Here is a 23,995-nt window from a genome sequence, read left to right on the forward strand (position 1 = left end):
CATTGGCCGGGGTGGTGAACGCCGGGATCGTCAACGAGGGCACCGTCACCGGCGGCAGCCCGAACCCACCCACCTGCACATTGGCCGGGGTGGTGAACGCCGGAATCGTCAACGAGGGCACCGTGACGGAGGGCAGTTGGAAGGATGGAATCGAAATGCTCGGTATCTGAAGTGGCGGCAGCGTCAGATCGGGGGACGCAACGGTGAAGTGCAGGCTGCCCTGCCCGATGCCGGGGTAGAAGGCCCCGGTGTTCCACGAGCCGGTGTTGAGCAGGCCGTTGTTCCCAATACCGCCGTTAAGTACCCCGGTGTTGATATCGCCCGAATTAAACCACCCGGTATTCGAAGTACCGATATTGAATGAACCGGTGTTGGACCAGCCCGGGTTGAAATCGCCGGTGTTGAAGCTTCCCGCGTTGAAGTTGCCGGTGTTGGCATCGCCCGCGTTGAAGTTGCCGGTGTTGAAAGCACCCGTATTGAGAAAGCCAGTATTGTAAGCGCCCGGATTGCCGACGCCGAAATTTCCGAGTCCCGAATTCAGGAACCCCATGTTTCCGCTGCCGGAGTTTCCGATGCCGACATTGCCGGTCCCGGAGTTGAACAAACCGACATTTCCGGTGCCCGAGTTGAACAGGCCGAAGTTGCCAGCACCCGAGTTCAATAAGCCGATACCGACCTGACCGGTACCGGTGAGGCCAATACCGACGTTATTGCTGCCCGTATTTCCGAATCCGAAATTTCTGCTACCGGTGTTGCCGAAACCCGTGTTGTAGTCGCCGCGATTCGAAAACCCAAAGTTATCGTTGCCCAGGTTTCCGAAACCGACATTGCTTGCGCCGAGATTGCCGCTACCCAGGTTGACTCCGCCCAAGACGCTCTGTAGGCCGAGGTTCGGCGTCGCCGCGGCAGAAAGGGCCGACGGTGTGCCGGCAGCTAGCTGCCCCCGCAGGGCCGCCAGACCCTGCAGGGACTGGGTGAACGGCGTCAACGCCGACACCACGGCCGATGCCCCGGCGTGGTACGCGGCCATGGCCGAGACATCTTGGGCCCACATTGCCTCGTATGCGGCCTCCGTGGCGGCGATGGCCGGCGCGTTTTGTCCAAACAGGTTCCACGTCACCAGGGACACGAGGTTTGAGCGATTGGCCGCCACCACTATCGGCTGCACGATCGCCGATCGGACCGCTTCGAACTGTGCCACCATGGCGCTGGCCTGCGTTGCGGTCTGTTGGGCCTGGGCGGCCGCAGCTGACAGCCAACCCGCATACGGAGCCGCCGCCGCTGCCATCGCAGCCGAGGACGGCCCTTGCCACGAGCCACCGACCAAACCCGCCGCCACCGCGCGGAAAGAGGTCGCGGCCGACCCTAACTCTTCCGCCAATCCGGCCCACGAAGTCGCCGCAGCGATCAGCGGTTCGGCACCGGCTCCCGCGAGGATCCGTGCGGAGTTGATTTCCGGCGGCAATACCGAAAAGTTCATCGTCCGACCTTTCTGATGCGGCGTGACGCCGACGGCAATGCATTGACTAGTCGCCACCGCGGGCCGTCGTCGGATTGTTGTTCTTGCCAAGGTGATTTAGCGCCGCCACGCTCTTCCAACGCATCGGCGCGCCCACCTTCGACAAGCAGTGCTGGAATCATCACGGCTAGAAAACTGCAGGTCAACGGCCTGACGCGAAGTTGACACGGCTCGCGGAGAGACTGATTCGGGTTTGTCTCAGCGCGATATTGTGACCTGCGTCGATCGTGCGGAAGGGTGTTAACTTCGTCTCAACGTTAGAAATAGTTGCCGAGTAAGTTAAGGACACCCAGACCAGTGCCTGCTGACGATTGGCTGGTGGGAGGCGAACGCCGCACCGCGGCGGCCGAACGCATTTACGACGCCGCAGCCGAACTCATCGCCCACGATGGACTCAACGGACTCGACATCGACAAGCTCTCCATGAAGGTCCACTGCTCGCGCGCGACGATTTACCGCTATGTCGGCGGCAAGACCGAGATCCGCAACGCCGTCGTCCAGCGGACCGCGGAACGCATCGTCGAGTCCGTACGCTCGGCGGTCGATACGCTCGGTGGCTCAGAGCGACTCGTCGAGTCGATCCTGTTGACCCTGCAACAGATCCGGTCCGACCCGCTGTGCCAGCTGATGATCAGCTCGATCCGCGGAGGCACCCGCCAGGTGGCCTGGCTCGCCGAGTCGCCGCTGACTGCCAAGTTCGCCACCGACCTGGCCGGCCTCACTGGCGGAGATCCTCAAGCCCCGAAGTGGGTGATTCGTGTCGTCCTGTCCCTGCTCTTCTGGCCTGCGCAAAATGATGAGGCCGAACGACATCTTGTGGAGACGTTCGTCGGGCCGGCCTTCGGCCCGGCCCATCAGACCGCGTAGTAGCGGAACCCCACAAGGGGAATGGGCCGGCCCCGGAGTTTACCCTTCGCCTCCTAACTTCCAGCGGCGGTGAGTGCGAAAGAAAAGGTGTTACATTCGTCGCACGGCTGAAACCACTCGTGCGGCTCGCTATGGGAAATGAGACGTGACCAGTGCCTAGGGATGATTGGCTGGTGGGTGGCGATCGACGCGCGGCCGCCGTCGAACGCATCTACGAAGTTGCGATCGACCTGATGGCGCACAGCGGGATCAATGAACTCAACCTCGACGAGCTGGCCAGTCGCGCGCACTGTTCGCGCGCGACCATTTACCGCTATGTGGGGGGCAAGAGTCAGATTCGCGACGGTGTTGTTGCCAGGGTCGCGGCTCGCATCACCGCTTCCGTGCGCTCCCAAGTCGATTCGATCAGCGGAACGGAGCGAGTCAGCTGCGCCATACTGGCGACGGTCCGAGCAATTCGTTCGGAGCCACTGTGCCGGTTGATGATCGCCTCGGTCCGCGGCGGCACCCGCGAGGTCTCCTGGCTCGCCCAGATGCCGCTCCTTAACGAGTTTGCAGCAGAACTCGCCGGGCTGCCGCGCGACGATCCTGCGCCCGCCGAGTGGGCCGTTCGGGTCGTACTGTCGCTCATGTACTGGCCCGCCGAAAGTGACGATGCCGAAAGACAATTGGTGGAGAAGTTCGTCGCGCCGGCACTGAAGCAACGCGTCTAGGCGCCCTACTCGTTGCCGAAGCTGTCGTAGAGTTCGGGCAGGAAACCGGCCAGGTGGTTCATCTCCTGCGCGCAGTGCACCAGCAGGTTGCGTCCGCTGTTTTCGGCGTTGCCCAGTATCCGCGCCGCGATAGGACGCACCGCCTTGGACGCCACGTTGGGAGCGTTGCGCACGGCGATGTGCGGTCCGCCCATCCAGAAGCGCGATCGCATCTCGGAACCGGCCTGCGTCGAGCGGATGTGATGGATGAACCAGCCGACGTCCACCGGCGCGTCGCCCGAGCCCAGCCGAGCGCAGACCGCCACCACGTCGGCGCTGTCGGCCGGTAGACCCATTTCGGCGGGCGCGACGAATTGTATTGCGCCACTGAGCATCGACGAACCGATGTACTCGTTGATCATCGACCATCGGCCGATGTAGCGTTGTGCCCCCTGCCGGCCGGCGTCGTCACCGTCCTTCCACGCGGCCGACAGGTGAGCTCGTGGGTGCCACAGCTTGTATCGGCGGCTGTCGCAGCCGTGCCAACCGAACCACCAGGACCACATCGCCGGTGTGACGCCGGGCATGTCGGTGCGCACCGACACCTGATAACTGCCGTCTTCGAGAACTCCGTAACCGTTCTCGGTCTGCTGGTAGCCGTCTTCTCCGACGCTGGCGGCATCGTCGAACGCCAACAGTGCCATGCCTCCTTGCGGCCCGTGCTGCAGCGCCTCAACCACATGTTCTGGCAGCCGCGCCATTTCGGGCTTGAAGAACTTGCCGAACGGGGTGTCCGCGTCGTCGCCTCGGTAGCCGAGGTAGAGGTCCCCGGCCATCAGATGCGTCCCATCCAGCTGTTGAACAGACCATCGGGGTCATAGGTGGCGCGGGCTTTGTCGAGCCGTGCCATGGCCTCGTCGGTGGCGAACCGGGCAGGACGCTGGCCCAGGTTCTCGTCCGCCAGTTGAATGCCGGTGGCCAGGTGTGACATTGCCGCCATGTTGGATCGCGCCCAGTCGCCGTACTTTTCGTCGTCGGCCGGGTCCGTCCAGGAGCCGTAGAGAGCCAGGTAGATCTCGTCCTCCACGCTGTAGGCCATGTCTTGGCGGGCCGGTGACGGGCCCCAGTTCAACCAGAGGAAGTGCGACGGGGGCGGTGGCAGCGTGTCCAGAATGTTGCGGATGCCCGGCAACAACTCGTCAGCTGAGGCAGAGGTCCACATATTGTCGGCCGTATAACGGTGATCCTCCAGGTAATGGGTCATCACCACGTCGTACCAAGTGGGCAAATCCGTTGGCATGTAAGGGTTCTTGACCAGAGCATGGTCGATGACCGGGCACGTCTCGAAGACCGACAGCGCCTGCTTCGCTTCTTCTTCGGAGTCGGCGAATGCCGGTGACGCCATCACAATCGCCGGGATGTCGAGGCCCATCTCGGGGACACTGGCCGTCGCGATGATCTGCATCTCGACGCGACGGTCCACTTCGGCGCTGACATTGCGGGCCCACGTGTACACCTCGTCGGCCACCTCGAGCGGGTAGACGTACACGCTGGTGCCGCAGACCGCCGGGCGCGGATACAGCTTCAGATAGAACGAGGTGACGACACCGAAAAAGCCCGGCCCGGCCCCGCGTGCCGCCCAGTACAGCTCCGGGTGATTCTCCGCGTCGCAGTGGACTTCCTCGCCGTCCGCGGTGATGACATCCAGGCCGATGACGCTCTCGCAAGCCGGCCCGTGAATCCGGCTGTTCCAGCCGTACCCGCCTTGCAGGAGGTAACCGCCCAGGCAGACGCCCTTGCAGTGGCCACCGGGGAAGAACAGATTCTGGGCTTGCAGGTCGGCCATCAACAGGCTGCCGCCTTTGCCGGGGCCGGCGACCGCGGTCATGCTGCCGGCATCGATGGATGCGTGGTCGAGGCGACTGACGTCGAGCAGCACGGCGCCGTCGCGGAGATGGCTGGCCGCGAAGCTGTGCCCACCTGACTTGATGCTGACCTTGTGACCGTGTGCCCTGGCGTAGGCGAGACCGGCTTTGATGTCATCAGCATCGGCGGCCTGAACGATCACCTCCGGATAGCGGTCGGGCACCCGCTGATGCCAAACGCTGTCGCGCCGAGCGGGTTCGTACCCGTCATCGCCACGGAAGAAGTGCCGACCGGCCGGCAGAGTGCTCATCTGGAACTCCTTTGATCCCTATTTCGGTCCTTCACAGTCCGCTATGCGGCACACTATAGTGGAAGTGTGGGGCAAACGGAACGGACTTCGCCGACGAATCGTGACGAGGGAATCCAGGTGCTGCGTCGTGCCGCGGCCGCCCTGGATGAGATCGCCGCCGAGCCTGGACACCTGCGTCTTGTCGACCTCGGCGAGCGACTGGGGTTGGCGAAGTCGACCGTCCGGCGGTTGCTGGTCGGTCTGGTCGAAGTCGGCTTGGTCAGTGTCGATTCGAATGGCCGCTTCTCCCTGGGTGATCGGTTACTCGGCTTCGGCAGCGCCACCGGCGCGCACATCGCGGCGATCTTCCGGCCGACCATCGAGCGGGTGGCCGCGGCCACGGACGGGGAAACCGTCGACCTGTCGGTGTTGCGGGGCCAGCGCATGTGGTTCGTCGACCAGATCGAGTCCTCGCACCGGTTACGCGCGGTCTCCGCGGTCGGGGTCCGTTTTCCGCTCGCGGGGACCGCCAACGGCAAAGCGGCACTCGCGGCACTCGACGACGCCGACGCGCAGGCCGCTTTATCCCGCATGCCGCAGGAGGTGGCCGACGCGTTGCGATCGGAGATCATCGAAATTCGTTCCACCGGAATCGCTTTCGACCGTGACGAGCACACTCCCGGAATATCGGCGGCCGCGATCGCGCGACGATCGGTGGGCGACAACGTAATCGCGATATCGGTCCCCACCCCCACCGAGCGATTCCTGGAGAAACAGGACCAGATCATCGCCGCGCTGCGCAGCGCCGCCGAATCCGCAGCATGGACACGTTAGTCCGAACGGCCACGGTACTTCCCTTTACCGCGGCCGTGCGGTCTGCCGGCGGCTCCGGTCAACAGGTCGACACGGCGGCGAACAGTTCACCCCATTCGTGCCTGGCCGCAGACTGCGCTTCGATGAAACTGGGCGTCTCCTCCCCCTCTCCGGCCAGATGAACCAACGCCCAGGCCATCGCGTACACGGGGATGCGGTGGCGCTGTGCGGCGCCGTGCAACTCGTCGAAGGCGGTGCCCGAACGGCACCGGCGCAGGCCGATGAGAATGCCCCGTGCAGTGTCGAGTATGCGACCCGAGTTCGGATCGGATGAGATCTGGGTAGGAGCCCAGCTTGCCGTCATACCTTCCTTACCTCCTACCGATACATCCACCAGCGAACCCTTGCAGGTGAAGACATCTCGCCGGAGGTACGCCGCAACCGGCGCACCGTGCAATGATTTGCTGGTCTCTGCAATTGCGCCAGAGTGCCGCCCATTTCGATATGTAGCTGTAAGGGTGCTGATACCGATCAGTCGGCCAGCGCCAGGACTTCTTCGAAGCCGGCAACCAGGGCTTCATGGAAGACGTCGTAGTCGGGTATGGCGGCAGTGTCTACGTCGACGCCCAGGAAACAAGTATCAACGTAGGACAGCAGGGTGACGTTGACCGACGAGCCGATCGTCGGGCCGAACGCGTACTGCCCGCGCACCGCGGCGCCGCCCAGAAAGACCGGCACCGGAACTCCCGGCACATCGCTGGTCAAGAAGTCGACGTGGCGAAGGACCGAGCCGATGTACCACCGCGGCATCAGGTTCAGCGCGCCGGCGATCAACTGCGTGTAGGGCAGCGACCTTTCGTTGCGCACCGCACTGACGCGATCGTGTATCGCCTTGATCCGGCGTGCCGGATCGGACTCGCCCACCGGCACGTCGAAGCGCATCAGCGTGATCCGGTTTCCCCCCGCTTCATCGGTCTCGGTCCGTAGGCTGATCGGCATCGTCAAATGCAGGTCACCAACGGGGACGCCGTGTTTCTCGTGGTAGCGGCGCAATCCACCGGCCACCCCGGCGATAAACGCATCGTTCAATGCGCCACCACACCGGTGTCCCGCGTCCCGCAATTCGGCGCGCGGAACGTCGTGCACGCCGAGGCGACGGATCAGCCCGCGCTCCCTGATCAACGCCGAGCCGCTATGGCTCAGCGGTCGAACAGTCCGATAGACCGACGCTGCTTGGGCCGCTGCCGAACGGACTGTAGCAACGGGGCGGCGAACTCTGTCGTAAATCAGTCGCGGCGCCCGCCCGACCGTGCCCGCGACCGCATTACCGAGCAGTGCAATGTTGTGACGCCAGGTCTCGCGGTATCCGTCGAGACGCGATGGCCTGGGCACCTCCTGCTGGGGCGGCAGTGGCTCATGCTTGTAGAACTCTTCGGAAAGGTCGAACAGGTTCATCGCGATCTGAATACCACCCACGCCATCGGTCAGGGCGTGGTGGAATTTGCAGATCACCGCCGCGCCACCGTCGGCGAGGCCCTCGACCAGCGTCGTTTCCCATAGCGCCCGGGCCCGATCAAAATCCTGCATCTCGGCCACTCTGGCGATCTCGAGCACCTCATCTAGAGTGCCGGACCCGGAGACGGCCGTTCGGCGCATGTGGTAGTCGAGGTCGAAGTCAGAGTCGTACTCCCACCGGGGCGGGGCTGGCGGCGGGGATTCCACCACGCGTTGACGGAACATCGGCATCTTCCGGCTGATCAGGTCGAAACGTTCGCGTACCTCATCCCAGTCCGGCGTCCGGTCCAGCAGAACGACGGTCACCACGGTCGATCGCAACCGTGGATCGCTTTCCATCGCCCAGGTGAAGGCATCGGTATTGCGCATGAAATCAGTCATCAGAGCTCCCGGTCGCAAGCAAACATACGGCCAATGGCGCCTGACGTCAGCAACATATTGGCAGCCAATGACTTTGGTCCCCACAGATGAGGCCGTTCGTCAACTCCCGCGCTGCTAGTTCCCGAGCACCCGCCGGGTGTAGTCGTTGCGGAAGACGCGGTTGGGGTCGAGTCGGTCGCGCACGGCGATGAACCGATCCCAGTCCGGGTAACGCTCACGCAAGGTGGCGGCGGTCTGGTAATGCCGCTTCCCCCAGTGCGGGCGCCCCCCGTAGGAGTCCATGATCTCCTCCACGGCGCGGAAGTACGTCTCGAATTCCATGCCGCTGAACTGGTGCACCGCGATGTAGCAGGTGTCCCGGCCGTGGGCGGTCGACAAGAACGCGTCGTCCGGCGCGCTGAACCGCACCTCGAGGGGATACATGATCGGCAGGTTGCGCCGGCGCACGAGCTCGATGACCCGCTGGACCGCAACCTGCGCATGCTCACGAGGTATCGCGTACTCCATCTCGGTGAACTTGACGTTGCGGGCGCTGGCATAGACCTTCCACCCGTGGTCCTGGACACTTGACGGGGACATCAGGCTGGTCATCAACCGGTTCAGCCGCGGTGCCGCGCCCGGAAACCGGCGCCCGGTGCGGCAGATCACGTTCAGGCCGGCATTCTCGAGTTCCTCGCCGAGTCTCTTCTTCCACGCCGGCCCCGGTCGGGGGGGTTCGGTGCTGCGGCGGGTGGTGCGTGTCAGCGCGGTATCACCGTAGGGAAAGACGAAGAACTCGAAGTGGTCGTTGCCGTCGACGTCGGCGTCGAGCCGCTCGAGTGTCCTGGCCAGCGGTCGCAGCTCATCCTCGCGGTGCAGCGTGAACAGCGGTACAACCTTGAGGGTGACCTCCGATATCACCCCCAGAGCGCCCAGCGACACGCGCGCCGCCAGATAGTCATCTCCTTCGGAGACCTCCAGCACCTCGCCGGTGGCGGTGACCAGGCGTGCCGAAACAATCTGTGCGGAAACGTTTTTGAATCGGGCACCGGTACCGTGCGTGGCGGTGGCGGTGGCTCCGGTGATCGACTGCTTGTCGATGTCGCCCTGGTTTTCGATGCCGAACCCGTGGGCGGCCAGTTCGGCGAAGAGCGGATGCAGCTTGGCGCCACCCTGGACCGTCGCCAGCCCATTGGACTTGTCGACGTTGATCACCCGCTGCAGCCCGCTCATGTCGATCATGACGCCGTCCGTGCAGGCGCAGTCGGTGAAGGAGTGGCCGCTGCCCACCGCCCGGACCGGCTGGCCCCGGCCGGCCGCCCGGGCCACGATGTCGGACAGCTCGGCCTCCGATGCCGGCCGTTCGATCAACGCCGGTGCGCAGATCTGGTCACCGGCCCAGTTCTTCCACATACTCATCGCGCCAGCTCCAGTGCTACAGATTCGGCGACCGTGACTGCGTGAATCACGGTCTCGTACACCAGATTCTCTGGCGTATCGGACATTTGGTGATAGTTGGACAACGCTTTGTGGCGGTTGATCGAGGAGAAGCACGCGGTGGGATAGCCCGCACGGCTCATCAGCACGGCGTCGGTGCTGGTGCGGGCCCGCATGCCGCGTCGCAGCGGCGCGCCGGCGCGTTCGGCCGCGCGCGCCACCAGGTCGCGAAACGGCCGGTAGAAGTAGTCCTCCATGACGGTGGCGCCCTCGCCCTCGAGCATGATGAGCTCGGGTGAGCCGACGGTGTCGAAGTTCAGGAAGTAGGTGTGCTCGGGGTCGAGTTCGGGCTTGTGCCTTTCCATGAAACCGTAGATGCCGCCCTGCAATTGCTCTTCGGCGCCCAGCGAGACCAGCAGCACCCGCACCCCCGGCACCGGCCGGTCGCGCAGCCGCTCGGCCAGCGCCACCAGCAGCGCGACCGCCGAGAGATTGTCGTTGGCCCCGGGCACGATCGGGCTGCGCGCGATGTCGGTGAAGGCGGCCACGCCGATTGCGCTGATCGCCGCTCCGGCCAGCATCATGGCGCGGCTGCCGCGCAAGGCGCCGACGCCGGCCAGAGCGGGAGCGAAGATCGTCGGCCACCAGTTCGGCAGCGAGGTGTCGAACCGTTCGACGATCCCGGGGAACCGCTCGACCGCGAATTCCTGCAGCCGGGAGTCGAAGAATTTGCCACTGTGCGCGGCGTCGTGATGAGCGCACACCACCACCGTGTGCTCCCCCGCCGGATCACCGGCTTCGGCTACCACATTCCAGGTGGTCCGGGATTTGTGCAGGGTCTTGCGTACCACCCGCGCGCCGTTGGAGCAGTCGTCGGCGATGGCCAGCCCGGCGCTCAGCCCGGCCAGCGCCGCCGGCGCGCGCAGCCGCCGGCTGAGCAGTCCCGCCGCCGCGGCCGCGACCCCGACGGCGGACAGCTTGGCGTGCAGTCGCGGGTAACCGTCATAGAACTGCTCTTCTTCGACGCGCGCCTGGCGTGCTCCGGCCGCGCGCAGCCGCTCGACGATCCAGAGGGCGGCTTGATGCTCCCCTGGGCCGCCGGCGCCCCGTTCGATCGGCGCGAGCGTCTCGACGACCTCGCGCAGCGTGTCGATTTCCGTGGACCCCGCGCTGATCGCGGTCATGGCAACTCCTGTCTGCGCATCAGAGGAACGTGCACCCCTCACCCCGGTAGGTCGGGACGGTGTCGACTATCGCGGCGCCGCGCACCAAGTGCAGCCGGTCGAACCGTTCACACAGTTCGCCCGCCTTGGTATGGCGGAAGTAGACCTTGTCGCCGATCTTGAGGCTGCGGGCCGCGTCGCCGGTCAGCGGGGTCTGCACTTCGCCGGTACCCTCCATCGGATTCAGCGCAAGCCCGGCCGGCAGGTAGGGAGTGGGCATCCGGTCCTTGGCGCCGACGCCACTGGCCAGATAACCACCGCCCAATGCGGTCACAGTCTGCGCATCCGGCCGGCGCGATACCGGCAGGGCGAAAATGGCCGCGGGCTGCAGGGTGAACGCCGAATAGGAATCGAACAAGGTCGGCGCGTAAAAGCCCGATCCCGCGGTCGCCTCCGTCACCGCCGGCTCCTGGGCAACCCACTGCAAGTCGCCGGTACCGCCGGCGTTGACGACCTCGAGGTCGGCGACCTCCGCTACCAACTCGACGGCGCGCGCTCGGCGCTCCCGCAACTCTGCGATCGAGCGGCGCTGCATCCACCCCACGAGGGTGTTCTGCACGCGCTTGCCGGCGACGTTGTCACCGAACCCGGCGATGTGGCCCTCGTAGGACATCAGCGCGACCAGTTTCAGGGCCGGCCGGCGGGCGATCTCCACCGCGAGCGCCCGCGCCTGCTCCGGTGTGTGCAGCGGCGAGCGCTTGGGGCCGATCTTCACGCGCCCCCCGGCCGGCCAGAATCCCGCGTCCAGATCCAGGCACAACCGAACAGGCTGCTTCGTCACACTTTCGATCAGGTCGAGATGATCGACGCTGTCAACCATGACGATCGGCGCGCCGTCGGGGTCCGCGGCGGTGATCTCACCGAGTTCGCGCAGCGCTGTGCGGTCCGTGCTCGGATAGGCCAGCAGCAGGTTGCCGAAGCCGTGTCCGGCCAGCCACAGCGTCTCCCGCAGCGTGAAGGTCATCAAGCCCTGGAAGCGCTCATTGGAATCGAGAATCTCGCGCTGAATGGGTCTGCACCGCAACGATTTCGACGCAATCCGAATCGGTTTGCCGCCGGCGCGGGCGAGCAACTGTGCGGAATTGCTCCACATGGCGTCGAGGTCGACAAAGGCGAACGGCGCATCGAGATCGGCGAATGCCTCTTCGTAGCGTTGCAGCCGGCCTGCGATGTCGAGCCTGACCTGCTGATCCGAACGTCGCTCGTGACCGGCATTCACGCCGTCACCTTATGCGAACGTATGCCCGATTGGGCAACTTGATCGCAACCGAGTCCACTGTCGGTGCGGTTCGTGCGGAAAGTCCCTTGACGTCAGCTCGGACCGTTGGCCCCGTTCTGGCCGAACAGCAGTCCGCGCCTGCCGCCGGGACCGCCGGGGGCCCCGCCGCTGCCCGCTCCCCCGTTACCACCGTTGCCGATCAGGATCGCGTTGCCACCGGCACCGCCCGCCCCCGCGCCGCCGGGCGCGCCATTCCCGCCGGCGCCACCATTCCCGAACAGCAATCCGCCGCCGCCGCCGGCGCCGCCGGACCCGATGGCGCCGGCACCGGATCCGGCTGTCCCGCCCGCGCCGCCACTGCCGAACAGGTAAGCCCCGTTTCCGCCGAGGCCACCGTTGGCGATGCTGCCCGCACCACCGGTACCCCCGTTGCCGCCAGAACCACCGTTGCCGAAGACCCAACCGCCGTTGCCGCCGGCGCCGCCGGCCGCGTACAGCACCCCGCCGACGCTGGTCGCACCGCCATTGCCGCCGTTGCCACCCGTCCCGACCAGCAGCCCGCTGCGACCGCCGTTGCCGCCGATACCGCCGACGGGCTGTTGGGTCACCACCGCCGCACTTGTGATGCCTGAGCTGCCGATGGCGCCTCCGTTTCCGCCTTGGCCACCGATGCCGAACAGCGAGGCGTCACCACCGGCGCCGCCGAAGCCCCCGGACCCGACGTAGCCGGCAGTGGCTCCGGCGCCGCCGTTGCCGCCGAGCCCGCCACCGCCACCGGTTCCGCCGTTTCCGAGGATCAGACCTCCGGGGCCCCCTTCGCCGCCCAGAGCGCCGACACCGCCGTTGCCACCGGTAGCCGTTCCGGCACCGCCCGCCCCGCCGGCCCCGCCATTGCCACCGAGTGCGCCGTTGCCGAACAAACCGATGGGACCGCCGTCGCCGCCGGCGCCGCCGTGCCCGCCGGGATTGCCGTTGACCAGGGTGACGGCGCCGGCACCGGCACCACCGGTCCCGCCCGCTCCGCCTACCCCCGGCGCACCGTAGAGCAAGCCACTCTGCCCACCGTCCCCACCTTGGCCGCCGTAGCCGCCCACGCTGTTGACGACGAGCGACATGGAGTCGCCGAGTCCGCCGGCGCCACCTGCCCCACCGGCGCCGCCGTACCCGAACAGCCCGCCGCCACCGCCGCCGACACCGCCGGACCCACCGACGCCACCGGCAGAGAGAATGGTTTGACCGGGACCGGGCAGCGGTGCGGCGCCGCCTGCGCCACCGGCACCGCCCGCGCCGCCGAACCCGTAAAACCAACCGGCGCCGCCGCCGTAGCCGCCGGCGCCGCCGCTGGTTCCCACGATGCTCCCGAGTACGGGGGCGCCGCCGTTGCCGCCGGCCCCACCGGAACCACCGTTGCCCCAGAGCAATCCGCCGTAACCTCCGGCGCCACCAGTGGAACCGCTGCCGCCCGCGACGTTCGAGTTGCCCGCCGCGCCGCCGTTGCCGCCGTTGCCGAACAGGCCCGCACTGCCACCGTTGCCGCCGCCTTGGTTGTTGGCGCCGGAGCCGCCGTTTCCTCCGTTGCCCCAAAGGAACCCGCCGTTACCGCCGCTCGCGCCGGTTCCGTTCTCTCCGTCGGCACCGTTACCGATCAGCGGGCGCCCGAACAGTAGCTCAGTGGGCGCATTGATGATGTTCAGCAGGTCCTCGGCTATCGACTGCGCGGCCAGCGGCGTGGCGTTGGCGGCCTCGGCCAGGGTGTAGCTGCCCGCGCCCGAGGAGATCGCCTGCACGAACTGCCGGTGGAAGGTCGCGGCCTGGACGCTGAGCGCCTGATATGCCTGGCCGTGGGCGCCGAAGAGCGCCGCGACGGCAGCCGAGATCTCGTCGGCACCGGCCGCGGTCAGTTCCGTCGTCTGAGCCGCCGCGGCCGCGTTGGCGGCGCCCAGCGAGAACCCGAGGTTCGTCAAGTCCGAAGCCGCTGTGGTCAGCAGTTCCGGCGCCGCGATGAGATACGACACAATGCCTCCGCCCGGCCATCGAATTTCGGCAAAGAGTATCGCGATCACATCGTCAGATGGCGCATTTGCGCCAGTTGTCGTGGCGTGACGTCACAGGATGGCTTTGGCGTCCTTGGCGTGCGCGATCTGGTCCCAGTCCACCTCGAGTTCGAGCAGGATCTCCTCGGTGTGCTGGCCGTGTTCGGGTGCGCGGGTGGGAGCGGGCGGGGTTTCGTCGAATTGCACAGGCGCAACAACGGTCCGGTATTCCTCGCCGCGGTCGTCGACGTTGGTGACCACGTAGCCGTTGGGCTCCACCTGCGGGTCGTTGAGGGTTTCGCGCGGTGTCGCCAAAGCACCCCATACGCCCGGTTCGTCCTGCAGCACGCGGCGCCAGTGCGCGAGGTCATGGGCGGCAAACGCGTCGGCGAAGATGGCGGTTGCCTGCGCGGCATTGGCGATCAGGTTGGCCGACGGCACGAATCGCTCGTCGTCGACCAGTTCGGCCAGCCCCATGCGCCGGCAGAAGCCCGCCCAGAACTTGTCAGGCTGCAGAAACACCAGCTGAATCCACCTGTCGTCCTTTGTCTGGTACCGGGCCACGAGCGGGTTGATCGCCAATCCCGGTGGTGCGCCAGGGATCCCGTCGATGTCGAACAGGTCAGCAACCGAGATCGACGGTGCGATCGCCCACATCGCCTGGGCCAGCAGCGACGAGTCGACGATGCTTGCCTCGCCGGTCCGCTCACGGTGGAACAGGGCGGCACATACCCCGCCCGCCAGCGTTGCCCCGCCCTGCAAGTCGCCGAAGGCGGGTCCCTGCACCGCGGGGTTTTCGGTGCCGAACGGGGTGAGCGTGTAAGCGACGCCGCCGCGAGCCAAGTAGGTGGCGGCGTCGAAGCCGCCACGGTCGCGATCCGGGCCGCGCACTCCCAAACCGGTGCCCCTGGCGATGATGATGTCCGGATTGAACGAGCGGATGTCCTCGACGGTCAGCCGGGCCCGCTCAAGCGCACCGGGCAACCAGTTGGTCAAGAACACGTCCGCGGAAGCCAGCAATCGGCCGAACAACTCCCGGCCGGTGCCGGTCTTTATGTCGATGGCGATGCTGCGTTTACCCCGATTGCTCAGCTCCAGGATGAAGTCGACGTCGGCGCGGGCCGCCTGTCGCGTGAATCCGCCCACCACCAGCGCCCGGCCGGGATCACCGGAGCTGACGCCTTCCACCTTGATGACGTCGGCTCCCCAGTCCGCCAGCGCGACTCCGGCGGACGGAACGTAGGTCCAGGACGCCAGTTCGACGACCCGAACACCGCTGAGCATGCCCGCCATCATCAACCCCCAAAGTCGCTTTCTTGCTATTTTAGATATTCTAGCTACTGTAAGCCATATTGATAGCCCGACTGCAGCCATGACCGCTCGGGCACGGCTGTTGGTGGAAGTGATGCGATGGAGCCGACCATTGGTCCGATTCCGGAGCCGATTGCGCCGTCCGCGCGTCTCGCAGGGGGCACTTCCATGACGAATAACGTTGCATGCCAATGCGAATCGGGCAATCGGGGGTAAGGGGCGGGAAGTGGGCCGAGTAGCCGGCAAGGTGGCCGTCATCAGCGGAGCCGCACGGGGCCAGGGGCGATCACATGCACGGATGCTGGCCGCCGAGGGCGCCGACATCATCGCGGTGGACCTCTGTCAGGACATCGAGACCAACGAGTATCCGCTGGCCCGGCCCGAGGACCTGGAAGAGACCGCGCGCCTGGTCGAAAAGGAAGGACAGCGGGTGTACTCGGCAATTGCCGACGTCCGCGACCGGGCCGCCCTGTCCGCGGCAATCGAGGCCGCCGTCGCAGAATTCGGCCATCTCGACATCGTCGTCGCGAACGCCGGAATCTGCCCGTTGACCGCAGGCCTGCCCCCACAGGCCTTCGCCGACGCGGTCGACGTCGATCTGGGCGGCGTGCTCAACCTGGTGCACGTCAGCCTCAGACACCTACATGCCGGTGCGTCCATCATCGTCATCGGTTCCAACGCCGCGTTCATGTCGTCGATGAACACCACGGGAATCGACGGCGGTCCCGGCGGCGCAGGTTACGCGTTCGCGAAAATCGCTGCCGCGCACTACGTGAACGACTTCGCGCGGGCACTCGCGCCATTCTCCATCCGGATGAACGCGGTGCACCCCACCAATGTGAACACCGACATGCTGCACAGCGCGCCGATGTACCGGGCGTTCCGGCCCGACCTGCCCAATCCCACCCGCGCGGATGCCGAACCGATCTTCCCGCTCGTCCAGGCGATGCCCGTCCCGTATGTCGAACCCGAAGACATCAGTGAGGCCGTGGTGTTCCTGGCTTCCGACGGGGCCCGCTACATCACCGGCCAACAGCTGCGGGTCGATGCCGGCGGGTTCTTGAAAGTCAAACCCTGGTCGGGCTCGTAACCCTGTCCTGCAATGGAAGGAAGCATCAGGTGAACGAGCGTCGTCTCTACGAGTTGATGGCCTTGATGAAGACGGCCGACGACCGGCTGTCCAAGGGCATCGGCACAGGCGAGTTCGTGTGCGTGTACTGGCCCTCGCGCGGTCAGGAAGCCATCGCAGCGGCGATGGGTGTGGCGCTGCGAGAAGACGATCAACTGGTGACCACCTACCGCGGGCTGCATGACCTGATCGGCAAAGGCGTGCCGCTGGAAGAGATCTACGGCGAGATGATGGGGCGCGTCGTCGGGGCCGGCCGCGGCAAGGGCGGCACCATGCACATCGCCAACCCGGGCAAGGGCGTGATGCTCTCGACCGGGATCGTCGGCGCCGGCCCCCCGGTGGCCGTCGGCCTCGCTATGGCGGGCAAACGCAAAGGCCTGGACCGGGTTACGGTGGTCAGCTTCGGCGACGGCGCCACCAACACTGGCTCGTTCCACGAGGCCGCCAACATGGCCGCCCTCTGGGATCTGCCGCTGGTCTTCGTGTGCCAGAACAACCTGTACGCCGAGATGACGCCGACCGCGGACACCATGAAGATCGCGCGGGTGGCCGACCGTGCCGCCGGCTACGGCATGCCAGGTGTCCGCGTCGACGGCAACGACCCCCTTGCGGTCCTGGCGGTCCTGGGGCAGGCGCTGGAGCGGGCGCGCAGTGGCGGCGGGCCGACCCTCCTCGAGTGCATGACCTTCAGGTTCCGCGGCCACTACTTCGGCGACCGCATGCCCTACATCCCCAAAGAGCAACTCGCCGACGCCATGGCGGCCGACCCGGTGCCGCGGTTCCGGAGCCGGCTGGAGGCGGCGGGCATCTGCGGCGCGGACGAACTCGACCGCATCGACGACGAGGCGCTGGCGGCCGTCGAGACCGCGCTGCGTACGGTGCTCGGCGCCGATCCACCGTCGCTCGACGAACTGGACCGGGACGTGTACGCAACCCCAATCAAGTTCCCCCGGTGAGGAATCCGCAGGCCATGGAAGAAAAAGAGATGACCATGCGCGCGGCGCTCAACCTCGCGCTCGACCAGGCGCTGCAGGCCGACGACCGGGTGGTCCTGCTGGGTGAGGACATCGCCGACCCGGGCGCGTCCGGGCCCACCGCGGGGTTGTCGACGAAGTACGGACATGACCGGGTGCTGGACACGCCGATCTCGGAGGCCGCGATCCTCGGCGCGGCGGTAGGCGCCGCGATCGACGGCCTGCTGCCGGTGGCCGAGATCATGATCATGGACTTCATCGGTATCGCCGCTGACCAGTTGATCAACAACGCGGCCAAATTGCGGTTCATGACCGCGGGCCGGACGACTGCGCCGATCACCGTCCGGACCCAGGTGTACGCGGGTCTGGCCACCGGCGCGACGCACTCGCAGTCCCTGGAAGCATGGTTCATGCACATTCCGGGGATGAAGGTTATCGTGCCGTCCACGCCGCGGGACGGGAAGGGGTTGCTCACCTCGGCCATCTTCGACGAAGACCCGTGCCTGTTCGTCGAGACGATCCGGCTGCAGGGCCGCAAGGGTCCGGTCCCGGTCGATCCCGGCTTCGCTATTCCCTTGGGGCAAGCGGACATCAAACGGCCCGGCACCGATGTCAGCCTGATCTGTTACGGGCGCGCCGTGCACGACGCGCTGGCGGCGGCGTCCACCCTCGCGGAGCAGGGGGTCAGCGCCGAGGTGGTCGACCTGCGGACCCTGCTGCCACTCGATATCGACACCATCGTCGAATCTGCCCGCCGCACCCGGCGAGTCGTGATCGTGCACGACGCGGTCCAGTTCGCGGGTCCGGGAGCCGAGATCGCCGCCATCCTGTCCTGCGAGCTGTTCGGCGAATTGGCCGCGCCCATCCAGCGGGTCGGCGCCAGGTTCGTGCCCAATCCGGCCGCGGCGGCCCTCGAGGCGCAGGTCTACCCGTCACCGGCCCGGATCGTGGCCGCTGCCCAGCGCACCTTGGAAACGGCGAAAGTGCATGGCTGACTTCGTTATACGGATTCCGCGGGTGTCGGTCGCCGTCTCGGAGGCCGAGCTGACCGAGTTGCTGGTGGACGGCGGCGAGTATGTGGAGGCAGGCACTCCGATCTACGTCATCGCCACCGAGAAGGTGGAACAGGAAATCGAAGCCGGCGCATCCGGCACCGTGCAGTGGTCGGGCCGAATCGGGACGACCTATGACATCGGCACCGCAATCGGCGTCATCACCGCATAACGAAAGGTATCGGAAAAGCATGGACTTCAACGAAACCCGAGAGAGAATCATCTACGAGAAGGAAGGCCCGATCGCCCGCGTCATTCTGAACTGGCCGGAAAAGGCCAACGCCCAGGACCAGAAACTGGCCGAAGAAGTCGACGCGGCACTGCTGGACGCCGACCGTGACTACGACATCAAGGTGCTGGTCCTCAAGGCCAACGGCAAGGGTTTCTGCTCCGGACACGCCATCGGCAACAACGCCGTGGATTACCCCGCGTTCGTCGAAGCCGCGAAGGTGATGGGCACGCCGTGGAAGCCGCAGACGGATCTGTTCGTCAAGCCGGTGATGAATCTGTGGGAGTTCTCCAAGCCGACCATCGCGCAGGTGCACGGCTACTGCGTGGGCGGCGGCACGCACTACGGGCTGACCACCGACATTGTCATCGCTGCCGAGGATGCCTACTTCTCCTACCCGCCGCTGCAGGGCTTCGGCATGCCGTCCGGTGAATGTTCAATCGAGCCATGGGTTTTCATGAACTGGCGGCGTGCGGCGTACTACCTGTATCTCGCCGAGGTCATCGACGCCAAGAAGGCGCTGGAGGTGGGGCTCGTCAACGAGGTGGTGCCGCGCGAGCAACTCGACGGCCGCGTCGAGGCGATCGCCCGCCACATCGCCCAGGCTCCGATGACTACGCTGTTGGCGACCAAGGCCAACCTCAAGCGGGCCTGGGAGCTGATGGGCATGCGGGTGCACTGGCAGAGCTCGAATGACCTTGTCGCACTTGCCTCGGTCAGCAAGGACGTGCAGGAACTCATTCAGACGGTGTTCCGGGACAAGGTGCTGCCGTCCGAACAGGCCCGGCGACAGGCCGCGGCGGCCGCCTCGACCGACGGCGCCGGCACCTGAGTCCGCCCGAGATCCGCCCGTGAACATCGCCGACCATGCGAGAAGCGCCGCAGCGACGCCGGCACTCATCACCGACGGCGGTGTGGTCTCGTTCGGTGAGTTGTACGGTCGAAGTCAGTTGGTCGCCGCGGCGCTGCACGAAGCCGGGTTGCGGCGCGGCGACGGCGTGGCGCTGGTGCTGCCGAACCGGCCGGAGTTCTTGGAAATCACCTGGGGATGTCAGCTTTCCGGCCTCTACTACACCGCCGTGAACACCCATTTCACGCCGGAGGAGGTCGCGTATGTGATCGATGACTCCGAGGCCAAAGCGTTGTTCGTCGACGCGTCGATGGCCGTCTTGGCCGCCCACATCCGCGATGTCAACACCTCGGTGCGCGTGCATCTGGTGGTGGGCGGTGAGCTGCCGGGCTGGCGATCATATGAGGATGCGCTGGGCGCCGCGGGTGCGGCGCCGCCGCACACCGACGGCACCGAGATGCTCTACTCTTCGGGCACCACGGGCAGACCCAAGGCCGTGCGCCGCCCCCTGCCGGTGGACGGTAACGGGTCCTGGGCGCAAGCGGTGCTGGAGCTGGCGCTGATCCACAAGTACGGGATGAAGCCGTCGAGTGTGTATCTGTCCCCCGCACCGCTGTATCATGCGGCCGGCGTCAACTACACCATGGCGGTGAATCGCGTTGGGGCGGCATCGATCATCATGCCGCGCTTCGATGCCGAGACCGCCTTGAGGCTGATCGAGACTCACGGCGTCACGCACGCCCAGTTCGTGCCGACCATGTTCGTGCGGATGCTCAAGCTGCCTGACGCGGTGCGCAGGAAGTACGACGTGTCCAGCCTGCAGTGCGTGATTCACGCCGCGGCCCCGTGTCCGGTCGACGTCAAGCATCAGATGATGGACTGGTTCGGTCCTATCATTCACGAGTATTACGGCGGCACCGAAGGATTCGCGGGCACGACGATCGGGCCCCACGAATGGCTGGCGCACCCGGGTTCGGTCGGTATCCCCATGACCGCGGTGCACGTCGTCGGGGAGGACGGGGCCGAGCTGCCGCTCGGTGAAACCGGCGAGCTCTACTTCGAAGGCGGCCCGGACTTCGAGTACTTCAAGGATCCCGCCAAGACCGCCTCGGTGTTCAATGATCGCGGTTGGCGCACCCTGGGTGACATGGGTTACCTCGACGCGGACGGTTATCTCTACCTCACCGATCGCTCGACCTTCATGATCGTCTCCGGCGGGGTGAACATCTACCCGCAGGAAGTGGAGAACCTGTTGGTCATGCACCGGAAACTGGTTGACGCCGCGGTCTTCGGGGTGCCCAACGCCGAATTCGGTGAAGAAGTCAAGGCGGTCGTACAAACCGTCGCGGGTATCGCGGCGAACTCCGAGCTCAAGGCCGAGCTGATCGAGTACTGCCGAAGCAACCTGGCCACCTACAAGTGTCCGCGCACCATCGAATTCGACACCCTGCCCCGCGACCCGAACGGGAAGCTGTACAAGCGGCGCATCCGCGACAAGTACTGGCAGGGACGGATGTCCCGGATTCTATAGACGAGGAAACGCCATGGACGTCAACTGGACCCCGCTTGCGGTGCCGTGGGCGGTACAGTCCGCCGACCGAATTCCTAAGCAGCGCTACTACGATCCGGAGTTCTACGAGCTGGAGACCCAGAAGTTCTGGCCGCGGGTGTGGCAGATGGCGTGCCGGCTCGAGGAGATTCCCAAACCCGGTGACTTCGTCGAATACGAGATTCTCGACCAATCGGTCATCGTGGTACGCGTCGACGCCGACAACGTGCGGGCCTACCACAACGCGTGCCGTCACCGCGGGGTGAAGCTGGTGGAAGGAAGCGGAACCCGCCGTGCCTTCGTCTGCCCCTTCCATGGTTGGTGCTGGGGCCTCGACGGGCGCAACACCTTCGTGCTGCGCGAAGAGGCTTTCGACGAGCACAACTTGTGTCCTGACGACCTGGCGCTGGTGGCGGTCCGATGCGAGCTGTGGGGCGGATGTGCGTGGGTCAACCTGGACGACGAGGCGCCACCATTGCGGGACTGTTTCGAGCCTTTTGCGACGATCTACGACGCGTGGAAGGTGGAATCGCTGCGCACCGAATGGTGGCAGTCGTGCCGGCTGCCGGTGAATTGGAAGCTCGCCACCGCGGCCTTCATGGAGGGTTATCACGTCCCCCAGACCCATCCCCAGTTGCTGCCGTCGGCGCAGCCCGCCACCGCCGAACCGCCTGGTCTGGTGCAGACCAGTCTGTACTTCATGCGCACCCTCGGAGCGGGCATGGCCGGCATGACTCACGAGAACGACATCCGCATCGCCGAGGGACTGCAGAACATCGAGTTGCCAAGCGATCCCGCCGAGGCGATGGCGGTCTGGAAGAGCACGCTCAACGACGCCGTTGTCGCCTGGCACCGCGCCCGTGGGTGTGACATGCCCGATCTCAACGATCTGCAGCGCCGGGGCATCGTCGATGCGATCGGTTTCTGCTTCCCGCACTACTTCCTGCTACCGCAGTACAGCAGCGCCTCCTCGTACCGGATCCGGCCGCTCGGCCCCGAAGAGACCCTGTTCGAGATCTGGTCGCTCACCCGTATTCCGGCGGACCAGGTCACCGGCAAGCCGACGCCACCGGAGCCGATGGCACCTGACGACCCGCGCTGGCCGCCGATCCCCGCCCAGGACTTCTCCAACCTGCCCAAACAGCAAAAGGGTCTGCACTCCCGCGGATTCGAATACATGCGCCTGTCTAGCCGGATCGAAGGACTGATCTCGAACTTCGAGCGCGTCATCGACGGGTTCCTGGCCGGCCTGCCGTACGAGTCGCTGGTGCCGGCGATTCAGAAAACCAACACCACCATCGACGTACCGATCGTCGACCTCGGCTTCACGCGGGAGGTCGTGCCATGAGCACCAGCTGGGATCGTACGGTCGATCTGGTGATCGCGGGCAGCGGCGGGGGCGGCATGGTGGCGGGGCTGGCCGCCCTGGATGCCGGTCTGCAGCCACTGATCGTCGAAAAGCAGCCGCTGGTGGGCGGTTCCACCGGCCTGTCCGGCGGCATCGTCTGGCTGCCCAACAATCCGCTGATGCGCGCCGATGGCATCGCGGACTCGCACCAGGACGGCCTGGCCTATCTGGCGGACGTCGTCGGTGACATCGGCGCGGCCTCATCCCCCGCGCGCCGCGAGATGTTCCTCACCGCGGGCTACGAGATGATCAACTTCCTGGTCCGCAAGGGTGTTCGGCTGATCCGCTGCGCCGGCTGGAGCGATTACTACCCGAACCACAAGGGGGGCAACGAGTCCGGGCGGGCCGTCGAAGGAATTCCTTTCGACGCCGCCACACTGGGCGCATGGCACGACAAGGTGCAGCCCTCCCTGGCCAGGAATTACGGCTATGTCATGCTGACCAACGAGTTGCGATCGGTGCAGTACTTCAACCGCTCACCTGGTGCATTCGCCGTCGCCACCAAAGTTTTCGCGCGCACCAGGGCGGCCCGCCTGGCACGGCGGCAGCTGCTGACCAACGGCGCGTCCCTGATCGGCCAGATGCTGAAGGTACTCATCGACCTCAGCGACGGCCAGCCACCGCTGTGGATCAACGCCGCGATGGACGACCTCATCGTCGAGAACGGCCGGGTCGCGGGTGCCCGTATCTTCCGGGACGGTGTGGCGCAGAACGTGGCGGCACGCAAAGGAGTCCTGTTGGCTGCCGGGGGTTTTGGCCACAATCGACAGATGCGTCGTCAGTACAGCGGAGAACAGCCCAACGACGGGCAATGGTCGATCGCCAATGCCGGCGACACCGGCGAGGTACTGCAGACCGCGATGCGGCTGGGGGCCAAGACGGATCTGCTCGACGAAGCCTGGTGGCTCCCTTCGGTGTTCATCGCCAACGGCGGAGCCGCCGCCGCCTCGTTGGGGTCGGGGCGCCAACGACCCGGCGCCATCTACGTCGACTCCGGCGGCCGGCGGTTCTGCAACGAGTCGAATTCCTACGTCGAGGTCGGCAAGGCGATGTACGCCAACAAGGCGGTACCGTGCTGGATGATCTTCGACGACGGGTACGTACGTCGCTACGTCGCGGGCACCAATCCCGTCAAACGCGATCACCTACCTCGTCAGTTGATCGAGAGCGGCGCCGTCAAGCGGGCCGAGACCCTGACCGATCTCGCCCGCCAGATCGACCTGCCGGCCGGGGAGCTGGTCCGAACGGTGCAGCGGTTCAACGGATTCGCCGCCAAGGGGCTGGACCCCGATTTCGGGCGGGGACAGTCGGCGTACAACGACTGCCTCGGTGACCCGGGGTACCGGCCCAACGCCGCGCTCGGTCCCTTGGACCGGGCGCCGTACTACGCGACCAGAGTGTTGCCGGCCGACGTGGGAACGTGTGGCGGGGTGATCACCAACGAGCATGCGCAGGTGCTGGATCAGCACGACCAAGTGATCGAGGGGCTGTATGCGACCGGCAATACCACCGCCACGGTCATGGGCCGAACCTATCCGGGGGCCGGGGCGAGCATCGCGAACTCGATGGTGTTCGGTTACGTCGCCGCCCGACACGCCGCCGGCCGCAAGATCGCCGGGCACCAATGATGCCGAGCAGACGTGAAAGCTCCCATTTCGGC

20 protein-coding genes and 2 pseudogenes are annotated in these 23,995 nt (G+C 66.0%); 11 read left to right on the forward strand and 11 right to left on the reverse strand.

The window, feature by feature from the left end; genetic code table 11:
- The coding region (locus AC5Y7D_RS03580) for a PPE domain-containing protein (RefSeq protein WP_499921729.1) at nucleotides 1–1,480 on the reverse strand (1,480 nt) is incomplete at its 3' end.
- Between the two features lie 336 nt (nucleotides 1,481–1,816).
- On the opposite strand from AC5Y7D_RS03580, the gene AC5Y7D_RS03585 reads away from it, so the two are divergent.
- Nucleotides 1,817–2,386 (forward strand): TetR/AcrR family transcriptional regulator, encoded by a 570-nt coding sequence (locus AC5Y7D_RS03585; RefSeq protein ID WP_499921731.1) that lies wholly within the window; start codon nucleotides 1,817–1,819, stop codon nucleotides 2,384–2,386.
- A 152-nt stretch (nucleotides 2,387–2,538) separates the two neighbouring features.
- Entirely contained in the window at nucleotides 2,539–3,099 is a 561-nt protein-coding gene (locus tag AC5Y7D_RS03590) for a TetR/AcrR family transcriptional regulator (RefSeq protein ID WP_499921733.1), read from the forward strand.
- Nucleotides 3,100–3,104: 5 nt separating this feature from the next.
- Here the strand turns inward: AC5Y7D_RS03590 and AC5Y7D_RS03595 are convergent, their stop codons facing one another.
- Nucleotides 3,105–3,914 carry a DAPG hydrolase family protein gene (locus AC5Y7D_RS03595; RefSeq protein WP_499921735.1) on the reverse strand — a complete coding sequence of 270 codons (810 nt, stop codon included), beginning with the start codon at nucleotides 3,912–3,914 and terminating at the stop codon, nucleotides 3,105–3,107.
- The gene (locus AC5Y7D_RS03600) at nucleotides 3,914–5,254 is read right to left on the reverse strand and encodes an FAD-binding oxidoreductase (protein ID WP_499921737.1); all 1,341 of its coding nucleotides are present in this window, start codon (nucleotides 5,252–5,254) and stop codon (nucleotides 3,914–3,916) included. The genes AC5Y7D_RS03595 and AC5Y7D_RS03600 overlap by 1 nt, the downstream gene beginning before the upstream one ends.
- Before the next feature lie 66 nt (nucleotides 5,255–5,320).
- Here AC5Y7D_RS03600 and AC5Y7D_RS03605 point away from each other — a divergent pair, with 66 nt between their 5' ends.
- A complete protein-coding gene (locus AC5Y7D_RS03605; RefSeq protein WP_499921739.1) occupies nucleotides 5,321–6,067 on the forward strand; it encodes an IclR family transcriptional regulator in 747 nt (248 codons plus the stop codon).
- 58 nt (nucleotides 6,068–6,125) lie between these two features.
- On the opposite strand, the gene AC5Y7D_RS03610 is transcribed toward AC5Y7D_RS03605, so the two are convergent.
- The 8 genes and pseudogenes from AC5Y7D_RS03610 to AC5Y7D_RS03645 all read right to left on the reverse strand — a co-directional run bounded on the left by AC5Y7D_RS03610 (nucleotide 6,126) and on the right by AC5Y7D_RS03645 (nucleotide 15,126).
- A complete protein-coding gene (locus AC5Y7D_RS03610) occupies nucleotides 6,126–6,410 on the reverse strand; it encodes an ANTAR domain-containing protein (protein WP_499921741.1) in 285 nt (94 codons plus the stop codon).
- 167 nt (nucleotides 6,411–6,577) lie between these two features.
- Nucleotides 6,578–7,942, reverse strand: coding sequence for a wax ester/triacylglycerol synthase domain-containing protein (locus AC5Y7D_RS03615; protein ID WP_499921743.1), 1,365 nt, complete (start codon nucleotides 7,940–7,942; stop codon nucleotides 6,578–6,580).
- 114 nt (nucleotides 7,943–8,056) lie between these two features.
- Complete coding sequence (locus tag AC5Y7D_RS03620) at nucleotides 8,057–9,334, reverse strand: D-arabinono-1,4-lactone oxidase (protein ID WP_499922163.1); 1,278 nt, start codon at nucleotides 9,332–9,334, stop codon at nucleotides 8,057–8,059.
- 2 nt (nucleotides 9,335–9,336) lie between these two features.
- Nucleotides 9,337–10,542, reverse strand: coding sequence for a M28 family metallopeptidase (locus AC5Y7D_RS03625; protein WP_499921746.1), 1,206 nt, complete (start codon nucleotides 10,540–10,542; stop codon nucleotides 9,337–9,339).
- 19 nt (nucleotides 10,543–10,561) lie between these two features.
- A complete protein-coding gene (locus AC5Y7D_RS03630) occupies nucleotides 10,562–11,800 on the reverse strand; it encodes an amino acid deaminase/aldolase (RefSeq protein WP_499921749.1) in 1,239 nt (412 codons plus the stop codon).
- Between the two features lie 152 nt (nucleotides 11,801–11,952).
- Nucleotides 11,953–12,135: pseudogene (locus AC5Y7D_RS03635) on the reverse strand (hypothetical protein); the annotation flags it as partial.
- Between the two features lie 1,164 nt (nucleotides 12,136–13,299).
- Nucleotides 13,300–13,863, reverse strand: a pseudogene (locus AC5Y7D_RS03640) (PE family protein); the annotation flags it as partial.
- Nucleotides 13,864–13,905: 42 nt separating this feature from the next.
- Nucleotides 13,906–15,126 (reverse strand): CaiB/BaiF CoA transferase family protein, encoded by a 1,221-nt coding sequence (locus tag AC5Y7D_RS03645; protein ID WP_499921750.1) that lies wholly within the window; start codon nucleotides 15,124–15,126, stop codon nucleotides 13,906–13,908.
- A gap of 244 nt (nucleotides 15,127–15,370) precedes the next feature.
- On the opposite strand from AC5Y7D_RS03645, the gene AC5Y7D_RS03650 reads away from it, so the two are divergent.
- Genes AC5Y7D_RS03650 through AC5Y7D_RS03685 form a run of 8 tightly spaced genes read left to right on the forward strand, consistent with a single transcriptional unit; the run spans nucleotide 15,371 to nucleotide 23,963 of the window.
- Complete coding sequence (locus AC5Y7D_RS03650) at nucleotides 15,371–16,234, forward strand: mycofactocin-coupled SDR family oxidoreductase (RefSeq protein ID WP_499921753.1); 864 nt, start codon at nucleotides 15,371–15,373, stop codon at nucleotides 16,232–16,234.
- Nucleotides 16,235–16,290: 56 nt separating this feature from the next.
- Nucleotides 16,291–17,229, forward strand: a complete 939-nt coding sequence (locus AC5Y7D_RS03655; RefSeq protein ID WP_499922164.1) for a thiamine pyrophosphate-dependent dehydrogenase E1 component subunit alpha — start codon at nucleotides 16,291–16,293, stop codon at nucleotides 17,227–17,229.
- 14 nt (nucleotides 17,230–17,243) lie between these two features.
- Complete coding sequence (locus tag AC5Y7D_RS03660) at nucleotides 17,244–18,242, forward strand: alpha-ketoacid dehydrogenase subunit beta (protein WP_499922165.1); 999 nt, start codon at nucleotides 17,244–17,246, stop codon at nucleotides 18,240–18,242.
- On the forward strand, nucleotides 18,235–18,471 hold the full coding sequence (locus AC5Y7D_RS03665; RefSeq protein WP_499921756.1) for a lipoyl domain-containing protein: 237 nt from the start codon (nucleotides 18,235–18,237) through the stop codon (nucleotides 18,469–18,471). Before AC5Y7D_RS03660 ends, AC5Y7D_RS03665 begins: the two co-directional genes overlap by 8 nt.
- Nucleotides 18,472–18,490: 19 nt before the next feature.
- Nucleotides 18,491–19,360, forward strand: coding sequence for an enoyl-CoA hydratase/isomerase family protein (locus AC5Y7D_RS03670; protein WP_499921758.1), 870 nt, complete (start codon nucleotides 18,491–18,493; stop codon nucleotides 19,358–19,360).
- A gap of 19 nt (nucleotides 19,361–19,379) precedes the next feature.
- Nucleotides 19,380–20,909 (forward strand): acyl-CoA synthetase, encoded by a 1,530-nt coding sequence (locus AC5Y7D_RS03675; RefSeq protein ID WP_499921760.1) that lies wholly within the window; start codon nucleotides 19,380–19,382, stop codon nucleotides 20,907–20,909.
- Nucleotides 20,910–20,922: 13 nt separating this feature from the next.
- The gene (locus AC5Y7D_RS03680) at nucleotides 20,923–22,275 is read left to right on the forward strand and encodes an aromatic ring-hydroxylating oxygenase subunit alpha (RefSeq protein ID WP_499921762.1); all 1,353 of its coding nucleotides are present in this window, start codon (nucleotides 20,923–20,925) and stop codon (nucleotides 22,273–22,275) included.
- Nucleotides 22,272–23,963, forward strand: a complete 1,692-nt coding sequence (locus AC5Y7D_RS03685) for an FAD-binding protein (RefSeq protein ID WP_499921764.1) — start codon at nucleotides 22,272–22,274, stop codon at nucleotides 23,961–23,963. Before AC5Y7D_RS03680 ends, AC5Y7D_RS03685 begins: the two co-directional genes overlap by 4 nt.
- Nucleotides 23,964–23,995 lie beyond the last annotated feature (32 nt).

It is taken from the genome of Mycobacterium sp. NGS49, assembly GCF_059812565.1.